This is a genomic window from Ignavibacteriales bacterium, assembly GCA_026390595.1.
Lineage (GTDB): Bacteria > Bacteroidota > Ignavibacteria > UBA10030 > UBA10030 > UBA9647.
This window is the reverse complement of record JAPLFQ010000036.1, coordinates 1-16,441: the sequence shown is the minus strand read 5'-3', so window position 1 is coordinate 16,441 and position 16,441 is coordinate 1. Positions and strand designations below refer to the sequence as shown.

Annotated in this window: 16 protein-coding genes; 12 read left to right on the top strand and 4 right to left on the bottom strand. The window is 54.5% G+C overall.

All coding sequences use genetic code 11. The annotated features are described in order from the left end of the window. Nucleotides 1-32: 32 nt before the first annotated feature. The 6 genes from NTU47_18770 to NTU47_18745 all read left to right on the top strand — a co-directional run bounded on the left by NTU47_18770 (nt 33) and on the right by NTU47_18745 (nt 4,039). On the top strand, nt 33-1,529 hold the full coding sequence (locus NTU47_18770) for an SDR family oxidoreductase (GenBank protein MCX6135852.1): 1,497 nt from the start codon (nt 33-35) through the stop codon (nt 1,527-1,529). Between the two features lie 195 nt (nt 1,530-1,724). Further along, nucleotides 1,725-2,147, top strand: a complete 423-nt coding sequence (locus NTU47_18765) for a hypothetical protein (protein MCX6135851.1) — start codon at nt 1,725-1,727, stop codon at nt 2,145-2,147. 39 nt (nt 2,148-2,186) lie between these two features. Continuing rightward, a complete protein-coding gene (locus NTU47_18760) occupies nt 2,187-2,444 on the top strand; it encodes a hypothetical protein (GenBank protein ID MCX6135850.1) in 258 nt (85 codons plus the stop codon). Between the two features lie 88 nt (nt 2,445-2,532). Beyond that, nucleotides 2,533-2,970 carry an ester cyclase gene (locus NTU47_18755; protein MCX6135849.1) on the top strand — a complete coding sequence of 146 codons (438 nt, stop codon included), beginning with the start codon at nt 2,533-2,535 and terminating at the stop codon, nt 2,968-2,970. Nucleotides 2,971-3,035: 65 nt separating this feature from the next. Beyond that, nucleotides 3,036-3,413, top strand: coding sequence for an NnrU family protein (locus tag NTU47_18750; GenBank protein MCX6135848.1), 378 nt, complete (start codon nt 3,036-3,038; stop codon nt 3,411-3,413). Between the two features lie 251 nt (nt 3,414-3,664). Then, the gene (locus tag NTU47_18745) at nt 3,665-4,039 is read left to right on the top strand and encodes a MaoC family dehydratase N-terminal domain-containing protein (protein ID MCX6135847.1); all 375 of its coding nucleotides are present in this window, start codon (nt 3,665-3,667) and stop codon (nt 4,037-4,039) included. Between the two features lie 179 nt (nt 4,040-4,218). Here the strand turns inward: NTU47_18745 and NTU47_18740 are convergent, their stop codons facing one another. Genes NTU47_18740 through ubiE form a run of 3 tightly spaced genes read right to left on the bottom strand, consistent with a single transcriptional unit; the run spans nt 4,219 to nt 6,738 of the window. After that, nucleotides 4,219-5,139 carry an amidohydrolase family protein gene (locus NTU47_18740; protein ID MCX6135846.1) on the bottom strand — a complete coding sequence of 307 codons (921 nt, stop codon included), beginning with the start codon at nt 5,137-5,139 and terminating at the stop codon, nt 4,219-4,221. A gap of 16 nt (nt 5,140-5,155) precedes the next feature. Continuing rightward, nucleotides 5,156-5,986 (bottom strand): hypothetical protein, encoded by an 831-nt coding sequence (locus tag NTU47_18735; protein MCX6135845.1) that lies wholly within the window; start codon nt 5,984-5,986, stop codon nt 5,156-5,158. Between the two features lie 14 nt (nt 5,987-6,000). Further along, nucleotides 6,001-6,738, bottom strand: coding sequence for a bifunctional demethylmenaquinone methyltransferase/2-methoxy-6-polyprenyl-1,4-benzoquinol methylase UbiE (gene ubiE / locus NTU47_18730; GenBank protein ID MCX6135844.1), 738 nt, complete (start codon nt 6,736-6,738; stop codon nt 6,001-6,003). Between the two features lie 185 nt (nt 6,739-6,923). On the opposite strand from ubiE, the gene NTU47_18725 reads away from it, so the two are divergent. The 4 genes from NTU47_18725 to NTU47_18710 all read left to right on the top strand — a co-directional run bounded on the left by NTU47_18725 (nt 6,924) and on the right by NTU47_18710 (nt 13,438). Then, nucleotides 6,924-7,421, top strand: coding sequence for a hypothetical protein (locus NTU47_18725; protein MCX6135843.1), 498 nt, complete (start codon nt 6,924-6,926; stop codon nt 7,419-7,421). Next, nucleotides 7,418-9,652, top strand: a complete 2,235-nt coding sequence (locus NTU47_18720; GenBank protein ID MCX6135842.1) for a TonB-dependent receptor — start codon at nt 7,418-7,420, stop codon at nt 9,650-9,652. Before NTU47_18725 ends, NTU47_18720 begins: the two co-directional genes overlap by 4 nt. 128 nt (nt 9,653-9,780) lie before the next feature. Beyond that, nucleotides 9,781-11,184: a YchF/TatD family DNA exonuclease gene (locus tag NTU47_18715; protein MCX6135841.1), complete on the top strand. Its 1,404-nt coding sequence runs from the start codon at nt 9,781-9,783 to the stop codon at nt 11,182-11,184. 145 nt (nt 11,185-11,329) lie between these two features. Beyond that, a complete protein-coding gene (locus NTU47_18710) occupies nt 11,330-13,438 on the top strand; it encodes a peptidylprolyl isomerase (GenBank protein MCX6135840.1) in 2,109 nt (702 codons plus the stop codon). Between the two features lie 15 nt (nt 13,439-13,453). Here NTU47_18710 and NTU47_18705 read toward each other — a convergent pair whose 3' ends face one another. After that, nucleotides 13,454-14,359, bottom strand: coding sequence for a DUF4835 family protein (locus NTU47_18705; GenBank protein ID MCX6135839.1), 906 nt, complete (start codon nt 14,357-14,359; stop codon nt 13,454-13,456). A 70-nt stretch (nt 14,360-14,429) separates the two neighbouring features. Here NTU47_18705 and NTU47_18700 point away from each other — a divergent pair, with 70 nt between their 5' ends. Beyond that, nucleotides 14,430-15,245 carry a hypothetical protein gene (locus NTU47_18700; GenBank protein ID MCX6135838.1) on the top strand — a complete coding sequence of 272 codons (816 nt, stop codon included), beginning with the start codon at nt 14,430-14,432 and terminating at the stop codon, nt 15,243-15,245. 6 nt (nt 15,246-15,251) lie between these two features. Next, on the top strand, nt 15,252-16,441 hold a 1,190-nt coding region (locus NTU47_18695), incomplete at its 3' end, for a helix-hairpin-helix domain-containing protein (protein ID MCX6135837.1).

Below are 16,441 nucleotides of genomic sequence, written 5' to 3'. Positions count from 1 at the left end.
CTCGAAATCACATCAAAGCAAAGAGGTAGCCGGTGAACACCAGATCCAGACAGGCAAAGGCGGATCCCCCCGATTCTTCACTCATCCTTGTCACAGGTGCGACGGGATATGTAGGTGGGCGCTTGCTTCATTCCTTGGAGAGCCAAGGTTATCGCATCCGCTGCCTCGCTCGCCGTCCTGACTTTCTCAAACCGAAGGTTGCACAATCGACTGAAGTTGTGGCGGGAGATGTACTTGAGCGCATCAGCCTTGATACTGCTCTGCGTGGGGTACAAGTTGCCTACTACATGATTCATTCGATGGGTGCCGCAGGGTCCTTCGTGGACAATGACCGACGAGCTGCGCACAACTTCGCCGAGGCTGCGAAGGCGGCGGGTGTGGAGCGCATCATCTACCTTGGTGGGCTGGGCGATGATAGACAGGATCTCTCCCCACACCTGCGCAGTCGGCAAGAGGTGGGGCAGATCTTGCGCGAATCTGGTGTGCCTGTCCTTGAGTTTAGGGCCTCCATTGTCATCGGCTCAGGTAGCTTGTCCTTCGAAATGATACGCTCGCTAGTGGAACGGTTGCCGATCATGACGACGCCCAAGTGGGTTTCTATGCCCGCACAGCCAATCGCCATAGAAGATTTGATTGCATATCTCAATGCTGCACTTCATCTGCCCATATCACAGTACCGTGTTTACGAAATCGGCGGCGCTGATATAGTATCATACGCTGACATCATGCGCGCGTACGCCCGGTGCCGCGGAATTCGCGTCCGGATGATATCAGTGCCAGTTCTGACTCCCTTCATTTCTAGCTTATGGCTGGGATTGGTGACACCCTTGTACGCTCGCATCGGACGCAAACTGATTCAGAGTATTGTTCACTCCACGGTTGTTCGGGACGATGCTGCGCTCAAGGTGTTCGACATTCGTCCAATGGGGATTGAAGAAGCCCTTCGCCACGCTCTTGCAAACGAAGAAAAACGGTTTGCCGCTACACGCTGGTCCGACGCACTGTCCTCATCGGGCGAGATGCCATCCTGGGCTGGCGTGCGGTTCAGAAAACGGCTGGTCGACTCGCGAACGGCGCACGTCTTGAGGCCCCCCGCTGTCGCCTTCAAGCCCATCGAGCGCATCGGCGGCGAGACAGGTTGGTACGCCTGGAACTGGATGTGGCATTTGCGAGGGTATCTCGACTTGCTCGTGGGAGGTGTCGGTATGCGACGCGGCCGCCCGTCCTCACAAACGCTGCGCATTGGAGATACAGTTGACTTCTGGCGTGTCGAGTCGTTTGAGCCCGACCGCCACCTGCGTCTTACTGCTGAGATGAAGCTACCTGGACGGGCGTGGCTGCAATTCGATGTCGGCGGCGACAACTCTTCAGCGACGATTCGTCAGACGGCAATTTTTGATCCGATAGGACTGTTCGGACTGACTTATTGGTACGCGCTCTATCCGTTCCATCTCCTGGTGTTTAGTGGCATGCTGCGGCGAATCGTGGATGCAGCCCTGCAAGAAGATGAGCGGGAACTGGATGGATAGACTGTAAGGTAATGCTCAACGTCTTGGATCCGGGGAGGGCGCTGCTTCTGCCAAACGGTACCATGGCCCCGGGGAAACCTGGCACTTGAATGGGCAGGCTTGCAGCGGATTCCCCCGTCGGAATCCGCTTCACAGGACGCAGATGTACAAGCTGCGTGTACCCTGAGCGTGGGCATACATTCGAGAGCCACTCCAGTGAAATCAAAACTTCAGAGACTGATTCCGACGTTGGCTTCAATCGCCGTGGGCATCATCCCGGTTATTGTCCTTATTTATTACTTTGGCGTGTCGCGCAAGCTTATAATCGGCTGGGGAGTCCTTTCGTACGTCCTTGGCGTAGCTGGTTTCAAAATGCCCTCGTACCATTTATTCGTTGTCAAGGTGCTGCATGGGAGGCTCTCCAATACTTGGCTTAGTGCTTCCCATGGCCTTGTCTCCGCAATTTCGGAACTCGGCACAGCATTGCTGTTCTTCATCTTTGTGGTTCCGAAGTTAACCTTGGTTCAACTGATTGGATTTGCTCTCGCAGCCGGTGCGGTCGAAGCCATTGTCTTGCCGTTCATCGAGAATCCGCTGAAGGGAACGCCATTGGAGGAGCACTCGTCGGAAGTGATTTAAAGATCGTCCACCAGCAGTCTGACTCCCTGGATGTCAGTGTTGGAACGATTACTGGCTCTCTTTCCACACGTTGCGACTCGTGGTTCGGTCTATGTTAGCTTCATTTCTGGAAACGCTGTTCCGGCCGTTCTGGCAGTCTTGACCTTTGCTTCGGTTGACGGGCGGGCATACTTCGCTCTCCTTGAGAAATGGCCATTTGACGATATCCGGGTATTGGTGAAGATCTATCGCTCCATAGCACTTGTAGCGTTTGCTCAAACTGCGCTCTTTGTATGCTTCTACTACTATCTAATGTGAGTGTGCGCCCAGGGCGACCACACTGCTTGGTTTGAACGCGCACTGCCGGCACGATAGTGCATCTCTACAATCGACACGGGATCTGCCAATGTCCGCATCCGACAAGAAGTTGATAATTCGAGAATATGTCGCGAACGTCATCAACACCGGCAATGTAGGCGAGATAGAAAAATATGTCTCAGCCGACTACACCGAAGTATCCGAAGGCAAGCGATACCCGATTGGGCCTGCGGAAGCCAAAGAGCACATTCTTGGAGTTCGTCAGACGTATCCCGATCTGGCCGTCACTGTCGAGCAACAGATCGCTGATGGTGAATATGTGGCTTCATGCATCACAGCTCGGGGGACTCACTTGGGTGTCTGGCTTGGCATCAAACCCACAGGCAAGGTCGTCACATACACAGGAGTCAATATCGATTGGGTAGTCGACGGCCGAATCACAGAGCATGGCGGTGCCGCTAATCTTCTAGGTCCGTTGCTCGAAATCGGAGCAGTTCGGGTCGTTGGTCATGGTGACTCTAAGTGACAGAGCGATTCGTCACCCTCACTGTGACGCGGGTTGCACGCCAATTACAATAGGGAGACATTCAAATGATAGACAACAGCTATCTCATTCTAACAGTTCTCTTTGTCGCTTCCGCATTCATTCGGACAGCGTATGAAATTCTAAAGGACTCCGGTAAGGTCGATCCGGAGAGCAAGCCCGTTTTTGCTTTCATCTTCACAGTCATGTGTATCCTGTGGGTCTCCTGGTTCAGCTTGTGCCTGATGGATCCATACAAGATCGACGTGCCGAACTTTTTGCGATGGAGCGGCCTTGCCCTGTTCGTCGCGGGGATGATTCTCGCTTTTGGAGCCCTCTCGCAGCTCAGAGGACTTGAGAACATCGACCATCTCGTCACGACCGGATTGTTCACGAAGATCAGGCATCCGATGTATACCGGCTTCGTCTTATGGATTCTTGGATAGAGCGTGTATCACAGTGCCATCGTCAGTCTGCTCGCCGGATTGATTGTGATCGTTCACATTTTCTTCTGGAGACGGTGGGAGGAGGCGCGGCTTCTAACGCAATACGGAGATACATATAGGAAGTATCGGGGGACAACATGGTTCTGACCGGCGCACATAGAACTGCAGGCGAGCACGACCGGCAGAACATAGTTTGCGCAAGCTAACCGCGTGGAGAGCTTGGGACTGAAGCGATTCTTCCAAAGATTGGGATGATGAACATCGGCGATGTTACCACCTGGCAGCGGACTTTCACGGAAGAAGAAATCCGGCGGTTCGGAAAATTGTCAGGTGACGAGGGTGCCCATCACATTCAGACCGACGAGCTTGGCCGGCTGATGGCTCAGGGATTGCTCACTGCTACGCTGCCTACCAAGATCGGCGGAGACCTTAACTTCATTGCACGCGAACTGACGTTCCATTTCCTGAGGCCCGTCTATGCCGGAGACACGATTGAGTGTCAGGTCACCATCATCGACGTGCGGGAAGAGAAAGGGCTCGTTCAGGTATCTTCGGACTGGATCTGCCGCAATCAGCGAGGCAAGGAAGTTATGAGCGGAAAAGCCGCAGGACTCATTCGTCGATAGGAATCTCCATGTTCGATGCGCCGCACGCAACAATCAGCAATTCGCCAGCTTAATCGAATCATGCGGTATTGTCCTGACAGAAAATGACCCGATGAAGGGGTGCATGAGAAGAAATGTGCGTTCGGGGAATCTGCTGCAATGGTGTTTGAGCCGATCTGAGCGGCCCGGGAGTGAAGCGGTCAGACATCAATGAGGGAGACAGCGTTTTCGTAGAAGATCTTCTTGCCATCCCCAAGCGGGATGCGCATTTCCTGAACGAGTTTCGTCTGGTTATCGACGATGTCGTACCGGTACCCGCGGGGGAACATCCCCGAGGCCGAGCCAAAGAGAATCCGTCCCGGCCCATACACCGCAAGGGCTTTCTGAAATATCGTCCGGAGATCGGGCTTCGAGGGGTGATCTGCCATCCACGAATTCGATCCCGCCGTATCCATATACACATTTTGACATTCTTTCCCAACCTCAAGCGCTTCCTCGAATCTTCCTCCACCAAAATGCGGTATAACGAACTTGATTCCGCCGTACTTTTTTGCGACAGGGATCAGGTCTTTGGGATTGGAGTAGTCCTCGTTGGTACGAGTTTGCATCCCTGCATACTCACGCGGCTTGATCGTGATCTTCCCGAACTGCGTGAAAACGATCGCTTTCGTCTCCTGACACAGCTGGAACAAGGGGTCGAGCCACGCGTCGCCTACGCTGATGTGATACAATGATGGTGCGAGCAGGATGCCGCGGAGTTTGTCTTGCTTCAAACGCTTTTCGGCATTTTGCATCAGCAGATTTGAATTCGGATCGATCGAAAAGATTCCCGCGAATCTTGTCGGAAAGGCCTGTACCGCCTTGACGACAGAATCCTCATCTCCCGCGATACTGCTGAAGAGGAGCATGCGTTCGATTTTCCACTTGTCGATGATCTCGATCCAGCGCTTCGCAAGGATGACAGGGTCTTCGCCCGGGATTTCGATGCGCCCCTTCGTTGCGAGGTTCTTGAGTTCCGTGTTGAAGTCGAGCCGGTTCGGCTTCTGCCTCACGAGAAAACGGAAGTATGCGTGAGAGTAGAAGTGGACGTGAGCGTCGAATATTTTGAAAAGACCGATCATGAATCCGCGGGAACGCTTAGAATAATTCGATGGAAGGAACTGACGGAATCACGCCGCGCTCAGCGCCCAGGCGGAACAGCAGTTGCAGCGCTCTGAGACCGTTCTCGCCCATATCGATGGTCAATTCGCTGACATACATTTTCACGAATCGTTCTCCAAGCTTGACATCAATGCCCCGTCCGTACTGGAGAGCATAGGGGATAGCGTCGTCTTGATGCGTGTAACCGTAGTGGATACTCTGGCGCAATCCCTGCGAGAGCTTCCGTGCCGTCTCTTCACCAAGGTCCTTCCTGACCACGTCAAGCCCGAGAGGAAGGGGGAGCCCGTACAACCGTTCCCAGAGTTCCCCGAAATCGAGGATCTTGCTGAATCCCTGCTCCTGATACGTGATCTGGCCTTCGTGAATCAACAGCCCGGCGTCGAACTCGCCGCTGCTCACGCGATCCATGATCTGATCGAAGGGGACTTCGACCTGCTTGATCCCCTCTGTGAAGATCTTGAAAAGGAGGGAGGCTGTGGTCATTGCACCGGGCGTGGCAACTGTCTTGCCAGCCAGCTCATCGAGTGAACGGTAGTTCTTTGAGACAATGACAGGGCCGTATCCTTCGCCCATGCTCGCGCCCGTCTTCATGACCCAGTATCTGTCTGCGACAAATGCGTATGCGTGTGCGGAAATCGCGGTAACCTCAAGCTCACCGCGCAGCGCCCTCTCGTTCAATGTTTGGATATCTTCCAGGTGATGCTGAATCGTAATCCCATCGAGTTTGACCTTACCGCTTGAGAGGCCGTAAAACATGAATGCATCATCTGGATCCGGACTGTGTCCGACGCGAATAATTCTTTCCATCATACCTTCAGGTATTATTGAATAGGTTTCTCAGCTATGTAGATGGTGGCGATGCCCAGCGTCAGCGGATTGTGAAAAGCACCGATGAAGCCAATCGCCCCAAGGATTTTCAACATGACGTCACCGTCGGGGAATGACTGGACGGTGCTGGGCAAGTACTGGTATGCTTCCGGACTTCTGGAAATCGCGCCGCCGAGCCTGGGAAGGACCCGTGTAAAATAGAACGAATACAGCTGCTTGAACGGTGCACGCCGTGGACGCGAGAACTCCAGGATCATGACTGCGCCGCCAGGGCGAAGTACGCGATACATCTCCCGGAGCCCTCCATGGAGGTCGGAAAAATTGCGGACTCCGAATGCCACCATGACGGCGTCAAACGAATCGCCTGGGAATCGCAACTGCTCGGCCGATCCCTCTTCGACTGTGATAGAGTGCTCCAGCCCTCGCCGACGTATCTTGGTCTTCGCGATATTCAACATCGCGGGGGACAAATCGATCCCGTACACCTTTTCCACCGGGGGTTTCCACACCTCTAGTGCGAGATCCGCTGTCCCTGTGGCGACATCGAGGATCGTGCGGGGCTCGTACTCCAGCAGCAGCCGCACGGCCTTCTTGCGCCACTGGATGTCGAACCCGAGGCTCAGAAAATGATTCAGAAAATCGTAGTGCGGGGCAATCCGATTGAACAACGATCTGACGTACGATTGCTCGTACGTCTGCCGCTCCGTTGGGATAGTCTCGCGCACCGTCATTTCCAGCTCAGGATCGTCCCCGGAATCACGTCTAGCACCCTCGAAACAAAAAATATACGCAAGAGAGCCAAGATTTCCAACCTGAAAACGACTGTTGCCACTCCAGCGTTTACCGGAGGAACTTCTTTGCATATTGGGGTGCGCGGTTGCATTTGAAAGGGGCTATTGCTACTTTTCCGTCGAAGATGAAAAAACTCCTCCTAGTTGCGATTGTCATATCGAGTCTCACGTGCGATCACGGCCTGGAACCGCCCCCAAACGTGACACCTGGATTTGGAGGTACGATCTACTTCGGGAAAGGGACGTGGCCGGCAGCGGACAGTCTCGTAAACCTCTGGCTGTTCGCTTCGCAACTCTACCCGCTCGATTCTCTGAAGGTCTTCACAGGTCTCTTTTCAGACCCGCCGACGATCTACCTCTATCCGGCAACGGACAAAAACCTTCCGCTTTTTGTTGATTCAGTCTCCTATGTATTCAATCTGCCGCCGGGTACGTATAAGTACGTGGGAGTTCTTCAGCATGTGGCGAACGACATCAACGCGAGCAGCCTTCGGGTTGTAGGAGTCTATGGGACGAGCGACGTGCCGCCACTGCCAATCCCGATCATCGTCAATGAGAACAACTTCCAGGCGGGAGTAAACGTAAGAGTCAATTTTCGAAAACCGCCGCCGCAACCGTTTTGAAAACACTCCTGCTCTATATAACTTTCGTTTTGTTCTGGCCCGCGGTCGGGTTGGGTCAGTCGGTCTTCGGTACGCTTGAAGGAACCGTGAAGGACGCCGAGACCAGACAGGCAGTCGCCGGCGCGAATGTCACCCTCCGGTCCACCTTTATGGGGGCCGCAACGGACGCGCAGGGAAGATTTAGAATATCGAAGATCCCCCCCGGTTCCTATACTGTGTTGGTCTCAATCCTTGGATATCAACGCCTGACGCTGGATGGCGTCCGGGTTGTACGTGATGAGAGAACATCCATCGAGCTCTCCATCCAACCCGTGCCGCTGCAAACGGAGCCCGTGATCATTACGGCAAGCAGGCGCGAACAGAGTCTCCAGGAGGTGCCTGTGAGCGTTGCCACTGTCACGGCGCGTATGATCGCAGATAGGAACAATATCACGCTTGACGATGCGCTCCGGTACGTCCCTGGAGTCAACGTTCTCTCCGACCAGGTGAATATCCGTGGCTCGAGCGGCTACAACAGGGGAGTTGGCAGCAGGGTGCTGGTTCTTCTCGATGGTATGCCGTATCTGACCGGCGATACCGGCGAAATAAATTGGGAATCTATTCCCATGTTCACCGTGGATCGGCTGGAAGTTGTCAAAGGTGCGGGTTCAGCACTCTACGGTTCGAGCGCACTCGGAGGAGTCATCAACGTCATCACAAAGGAGGCCCCCGCAACACCGGAGCTGCGGTTCCGGATGTTTTCAGGGATGTACGACAAGCCCCGGTACTCGGAGTGGGACTGGTCTTCAAAGCCCAGATTCAACAGCGGTGTGGCGGTGAGTTATGCCGGTACATCGGGGGCGATCAGCTATCTCGTGAGCGCCGGCCGCACTGTTGACGAAAGTTACAGAGAAAACGACACGTACCATCGGTGTAGCCTGTTTGCCAAACTGAAGTATGATCTGTCGGGCACGCAGAGCCTGACGATTTCGGGCAACTACATCGATCGTTCCCACGGCAATTTCTTCTGGTGGAAAAGTCTTGCGGAAGCGACGCGCGTGCCGGAAAGCCAGCGCAACGGGGAGGTGAACTCTCACCGGGGCAATCTGAGTTTCGCGTACAAGGAATTCCTCTCAGACAAATTCTTCTATACTGCGAAGGTGATTTACTTCGGTAATTTCTGGCGGGATGACAGCCTGGGAAGAGTGAACAACGTCTCTACGTCCCATCTGTTCAGCTTCGACGTCCAGGCAACGTATGATCTCAACAGCTCGAACGTGCTGACATTCGGCGTTGCCAGCAACTACGACAAAGTCAGTGCGAACCTGTTTGGTACTCATCCGGGTGTCGGTGCTGCAGCATACGTTCAGGATGAAGTCGCGTTGACCGCGGAGCTGAAGCTCACAGCTGGATTGAGATTCGATTGGCAGAAGGTCTCGGTGCTGAACTCCACGGCCCAGCTGAATCCCAAATTCGGCATCGTGTATATGCCGGATAAGGAGACAAGCTTCAGGGCATCGTTCGGATCAGGATTCAGGTATCCGGCGATCGGCGAGTTGTATATCGAGAGCTCGACGAATGTTTCGGCAGTCGCCGTGCTCCCCAATCCCGACCTGAAACCGGAGACAAGTCTCTCGTATGAAGTCGGTGTCAGCCGGTCACTTGGACAGACGGTTTCCGTCGACCTGGCGGTCTACTCCAATGATTTTCGAAATCTGATCGAGCCGAGCGTTGGGATCAAACGGTATCGTCCCTACCCGGCGTCCCCGGTCGAGGTAGAAGGGCCCGTGATCCAGTTCGAAAACGTGACCAAAGCCCGCATTCAGGGGGTCGAAACAGTGGTGCGCGTCGAATGGTGGAAGAAATTCCTGTCAACAGATGTCGGTTACACGTACACATGGCCGCTCGATCTCGCAGACAACACGGTTCTGAAATTCCGGCCGCGTCATCTCCTCTACGCAAGCGGAGTCTTCTCATGGAATGCTCTGCGGCTGTCAGCGGATGCGCGCTACCTTTCTCGCATCGAGCGGATCGACGAAAACCTCGTGCGTCTTGCTCCAATCGTCAACGGAGAACAGCGCGTCGCAATCAAAATCGTGGACGTCCGCACGTCGTACGATCTCGTCGCCCTCAAACTCCCGCTGCGCGTCGGTCTCAACATCAATAACCTCCTGAACTATTCCTACGTTGAGTTGCTGGGAAACCTCGGCCCGGTTCGGACATACTACCTCACCATCGAGGGGATGTTCTAAACTTCTTCGGGATACGCCGTCTTGTAATGAACAAGCTTCGTCCCACCCTCCTTGCAAGAGAGTGAAGTTGTCAGTACTTTAGACCCCGTTCTGATTCTCTGGAAACGAATGCAGGCTGCGATCAACCTATGTATATCGATTCACACGCACACATCTACTTCGAAGACTTCAAAACGGATCTTGACGGGGTCCTGACGAGGGCTCGCGATGCCGGGGTCGAAGCGATCATAGTACCAGGCACGACGCTGGAATCAAGCCTGGAGGCCGTCTCGCTGGCGGAAAAATACGACGACGTCTACGCCACCGTCGGCATCCATCCGCACGACGCTTCGAAGGCCACACCCGACGTCCTGCAGCAGATTGAAGAACTGAGCAAGAACCCCAGGGTTGTAGCGATCGGAGAAATAGGTGTTGATTACCATTATGACTTCTCTCCGCGGGATGTGCAGCGGGTTGTCTTCCAGAGGCAAATCGAGATCGCCGTCCGGAGAAATCTCCCCATCGTAGTGCATACGCGCGAGTCACTCGAAGATGCCCTCAGAGCCGTAGAAGATGCGGTTCGGGAACACCCGGACTGGCGAGCGAATCGGCAGAATGTCCACACGCGATATCCTGCATTGAGAGGTGTCTTCCATTGTTTCCCGGGAGGAGCAGAAGACGTGTGGAAACTCCTCGACCTTGGTTTCCTGGTCTCATACCCGGGCATTGTGACATTCAAGAACTCGCCGTCTCTTGAGACGCTCAGGAAAACCGGTTTCGATCACATTCTTCTGGAAACCGATGCTCCCTTCATGTCGCCGGTCCCTCTGCGCGGTAAGAGAAATGAACCCGCGAACGTTGTTCTGATCGCCAGGAAGATCGCTGAGCTCTTTGGCGTTTCTGAAGAAGACGTTGCTCGAACGGCACGCTTCAATACGAAGAAACTCTTCGGCATCGGGCCGATGGAGCCACCCCAGGTAGCTTATAAGCTGCGCAATTCTCTGTACCTGAATATCACAATCCGATGTAACGCCGATTGTGTGTTCTGCGATCGGAAAGGGGAGGCAATCGTCAAGGGGCACAACCTTAAGCTCGACAAGGAGCCATCGTCGGAAGAGGTCATGAAGGCGATCGGAGATCCCACCGCGTACGATGAGATTGTCTTCTGCGGGTACGGAGAACCTACCATTCGACTCGACGTGATCAAAGAAGTCGCCGGTTGGGTGAAGCAGAAGGGGGGACGTGTGAGGCTCAACACTGATGGACATGGTAATGTGATAAATCACCGAAATATTGTGCCGGAACTCTCGGGTTTGATAGACACCGTTTCAATCAGTCTGAACTCGATCGATCCTCAGCAGTACGGTGCGATGATGCGGCTCGATGGAGAGGTGTATCACAAGGCCATGATCGAATTTGCCCGGGAGTGCAGGAAGCATCTGCCGAACGTCGTGATGACGATAGTAGGAATTGATGATGTCGATGTCGCCGCCGCGAGGGAATTCGTAGAAAAGACGGTTGGAGCGGAATTTCGTGTCCGGCCATATTTCTAGAAGTGATTGCACGAATCCTCACACAAAGGCGCCAGGCAGAATGTTCGCATCATATTGTTAGCAGCGTAGCGCGATATTATCGCGCAACGAACAGGTGTTGTAGAAGCAGGTTCTCGTATCTAAAGTTTACGGAGGGATTTAAGCAATGAGGTCTATTCGATTACTGTTCGTGATGATTGCGCTCCCGGCGATGCTCCTTGCACAGAAGCTGTCGGATGCCGAAAGGGAAATTCTGACTCTCCAGGACCAGCGCTCTCTGGGAAATGGGAAGTTGATTTCATACTTCGCCAGCCCGGATCCACGGCTTCGGATGAAGGCACTGATTGCACTGGCGTGCATTCAGGATACTTCTGCTTCGGCAGCCATAACTTCGATGCTGAACGACCAGGATTCGCGGGTCCGGGCGGCAGCGTCGTTTGCTCTGGGGCAGACGGGTCCGACTCGATATCAGGATTCACTCCTGAGCCATCTTGCAATGGAGAGCGATACGATCGTTGTGACGCGCATGATGGAAGCGCTCGGGAAGATCGGCACCGCGACCGCGCTGGAAGCGGTCATCGAGTTCAAGAACGCCGGCGGGAGTCCCTCACTCAGCGCTGCTCAGGCGTTGTCTGTGGCCCGGTTCGCTCTGCGCGGTATCAAGAATGAACGGTCGATTTGGTTTTGCTTCGAGCAACTTCATCGTCCTGACGCAGATGTCCGGTGGAAAGCGCTCTTCGCTCTGTGGCGGACTGCTCCGCATGGTTTGATCGACATCGAAATTGCGAAGCGGGAATCGCTTCTCACCGTCGTGTCAAAAGACCCGAACTCAGATGTGCGGCTCAATCTTGTCACAATGCTGGGGCGCTCGAAATCAGACTATGCCATGGAATTGGTGAAATCAATCCAGGCCGACGATCGCTTGAATCCCGACTGGGAAGTGGAAGTCCAGCTTGTTCGGGCCATCGCAGCATTCTCTGCATCAGCGCCGGAAAAACTGAACGAGGTCATCGGGTATCTCGCATCGCCGAATGACCATGTCAAGATCGCGACATTGCAGGCTCTTTCGGGATTCTCAAAACAGGCGATGGAATCGGCTGCCGATACGGCGAGCCTTCGTGGGGAGTTGCTCCGATTGACTGCTGTCCGGAATCCTTCCGCTGATCTCGTGCGGGGAGAAGCGATGGTCGCCTTGGCAAAACTCTTCCCGGAGGATTTCTCACGAAAGAACTATATGTCCGATAAGGATCTTTCGGTACGAGAAAAGACAAAGGTGATCGAGGCATTGAGCTCCATCCCATCAGGCCGAAGTCTGTCAATTACGCTTTTCTTGCTCGATGATCCCAATGTCAGGGTCGCAATGGCCGCCTGGGACTTCATTCGCCGCTACCTGACCCCGTCCACGATCGAGAAAATCCGGTCGGACAATCAGGAATGGGGGGACGCGAAGCAGACGTTGTATCGGAAGACGATGAATGCGTTGACAAGGAAAGACATGGCTATCACGCACCTGGTGTCCAACGCTCTCGCAGATACGACATTCTTCAGTCTGTTTCGGGATCCTAGACTTGCCGATTCACTGGTTCTGGCTTTGAAGGATGCGTATGTCCTGCTCTCGTCGCCGGACGATGTCGAAGCGATGCAGGCAGCGGCGGCCGCCATGGGCAGCATGAAAGACCCCAGGTTTGTGCCGGTGCTCGAGAAGTCGTTGAATGATCCGGACAAGACGGTCGCAGCAACAGCCGCAGCCGCTCTCCGGCAGATCACAAAGAATGACTACAGCGGCAAGATACCCAAATCGACCAGGGCGATGCATACGGATTATGATTGGCCGGTGCTTGAGTCGCTGAGCCAGTCTGCGCGTGCCGTCATCAAAACGAACAAGGGGACCTTCTCGATCCGCCTTCTCAAGGACGATGCCCCCTTCACGGTGTTGAACTTCGTGAAGCTTGCACGGAAGAACTTCTACAATGGGCTTTCATTTCACAGAGTGGTACCGAACTTCGTTGTTCAGGGGGGCGACCCTCGCGGCGATGGATGGGGAGGACCGGGGTATGCTATCCGTTCGGAATTTGGATTCGCTTCGTTTGAGAGGGGGGCAGCCGGGATTGCCAGCGCCGGGAAGGACACGGAGGGATGCCAGTTCTTCATCACTCACCAACCCACGCCGCATCTGGACGGCAGGTACACCGTCTTTGGGCGCGTGACGGATGGTCAGGATGTTGTCGATCAGATACAGATTGGGGACATTATCCAGCAAATAACGATCGAATGATTGTCGCAGGTGGCTCTAGCGCTGCCTGTACGTGTCGTACGTTCCCTGATGTGACGGGTCTGCGGCGATGAGGCGGTCATAAACTCCGCGGTCAGCCCATGTCAGAAAGCTGTCTGCGATCTCGAGATACTTCGAGTCGAACAACACCTTCACCAGGATGCTTCGCGGATTCTGTTTCTTCCTCAGATCAGCGATGGATTCGATTGCTTTCAGCATGGCGGTCTGACCTGCTTGCGCTTGTGTGGCGAGGAGATCGAGTCCGTCGAAGTGGTAGGCATAGAAGGCATCCCGGAATGCCTGGTATTTCATGTTCGTCAGCTCATCGATGAACCCGAAGCGGCTGTAGGATCCGGTCGGCGACTGCCATCCGCTGGCGTACGAGGATGAAACGGCTTGATTGCAGATGTTGAGCGCTTTCTGAAAATATCGCGCCCCTGACAGCGCAGTGTATGTTTCGAGGTCCATTCCTATGATCAGGTAGGCGTAAAAGTCCAGGAATGAGGACACCGGGTCAAAGCGATAATCGTCCTTCGACATTGGCTGGTTGGGCACGTACGGAAAATCCCATCGATCGTCGAGAAGTCTGATGACCTGCGTGTTTTTTCCGGATTTATCGACACCGGTGTAGATAGGGCGCTGACTTACGACAACAACCTGGGCGCTGTATTTGTCGTTTGCGCCGCTCAGAAAGAAAATCGTCATGGAACAATCGATCTTCTCCCCGCCAAGATCTTCATCTGTATAGCGATTGTTGTTGAGGTACTTCTTGACATCCGCTTCAAACGTTCGAAGATAGTCCCGCTGACCGGAGGTGATATTGTCGATATTGACTGTCACCTCGCAATTGAGTTCCTGCGCTGCCGCTATTCCCGCACATAGCAGGAACATCCCAAGTAGTTCCACCACACGACGCGGTTTCATAGGTCCCCACTCCTAATTGTGTCTGCGTCCAATATAGCCATTTTCCGGGCTTCTCACAAGGGATGGCCCCATGTCCATCAAGGTGATCTTCCTCCTCGTCTTTTTCCCCTGGCTTGTGTGTTCTGGTTTTCAAAACAGCGGACGCGGCGCCAGACCCAATGCACTCGCCAACGCTTTCGTCGCAGTTGGGAACAGCCCTTGGTCAAGTGAGTACAATCCCGCGGGACTTGTCACATGTCCTGAGGCGGAGCTGGCTGTATTCATGAATCCGCAACAGTTCGGATTGAAAGAGCTTCGGACTATCAGTGTCGCCGGAGTTGTTCCCTTGCATCTGGCGTCTCTTGGCATCGTGGCCGGACAATTCGGATTCGACCTCTACAGGGAGACGACGTGTACGCTCGCGATTGGGAAGGCAGTCGATGATGGAATTGCAGTGGGAGGGGCAATCAATGTGATCCGCATTTCTGTCGAACGCTACGGGGTCGTCACTGCCTCTTCGTGTGATGCCGGCGCACTTGTCGATGTGGCCGAAGGATTGCGGATTGGGTTTGAGTGGAAAAACGTCAGCGGTTCGAAGATCGGCGCCAGCGGTGAAGCGCTCCCTCAGGTACAGGACGTCGGTATCTGCTACACGTTTGGGGAGTCCTCGCTCCTGGCCGTGGGACTTGAGAAAGACATTCGATTCCCATTTGAACTCAAGGTGGGCTACGAACAGGAGCTCCTTCATGCGCTCACCATGCGATTCGGGATGTCAAGCAATCCGGAAAAGATTTCAGTCGGGCTCGGGGTACACTTCGGGGGTATTGAATTTTCTTACGCAGGATTAAGCCATCCGCAATTGGGATGGACTCATCAGGTCGAAATCTCATGCACAGCAGGTCGCTGAGGTCATATGAAAATGTCAACCATGATCATAACTTTGGAGGTTCTTCTTTCCCCATACCTGACCGGGATGGAAGAAGGTGATACACTTCGCACTCCTTTGCAGGCAGGATACGAACATCTCCTTGAGTTCGGCTCGGAAGAGGGGAGCGTGTCTGCAATGCTCGAGGTTCTCGACGGGATGAAGGATACTCCGCTCGACCTGAATCTGGCAAGCGGGGCCGAACTGGAACAAATCCCCGGTCTCGGACCGATCATCGCCAGCAGAATTGTGACTCGCAGGACCAGCAGGCCGTTCCGGAACACAGAGGAACTGGCCGAAATTCAAGGGATCGCACCCGATCTACTCAGGGCCGTCGCACCCTTTGTCACTGTGAAGCGGAGGGGCGCACCCATCGCAAATCGGTTCCTCGTGCGGACGCGGGCGGCGCGGAATGGCATTGGACAATCGGGAACGGGACAAGGTTTGTACCCTGGTTCGTTGGAAAAGCTCTACACCAAATTCGTGGCACGCATCGAGGGATTGTCAGCCAGCGATCAGGACGAGATGAATGGCCTGGCTCGAGCGTCTCCGTCGTTGACCCTCGGGCTTGTGACGGAAAAAGATCCCGGGGAGAAGAACTACCTCGATTTTGTCGGCGGTCATCTCTGTGCGTCAATTCCCGAGATCTCTGCGCGGATTGTGCTCGGGGATTTCGTGTTCGAGGCCGGCCAGGGTCTTGTGTTCTGGAGAGCATCCGGATTCTCGAAGGGGAGCGAAGCGACTGCCGGAATTGCCCGGAACGGTGTTGGCTTCCGACCTTCGTTTTCGACCGACCAGGCATGGACCTTTCGGGGTGCGGCGGCGGAGGTTGAACTGCGTCCGGCCGTTGTCTCAGCGTTCTACTCCAACAAACCACTGGATGCGGGGTGCGACAGCGATGGGGTGGTCACACGGTTCGACGTCGACGGTTTGCACAGGACAGACCATGAAATTGAAGAGAGGAACAGGGTTCGGGAAATGGCGTGTGGAGCGCGAGTGAGGGTTGATATGTTGGAGGGGTTGCAGGTGGGAGTATCTGCACTTGCGACCAGATTCGACAAACCTGTACGACTCCCGGGTCTCGGTGGTTTTCACGGAAACGGGTCTTCATCGTTCGGAGTGGACGTTGGTCTCACGCTTTCTGGGTTGCGCGTTTTTGGCGAAGGAGCTCAGGACTA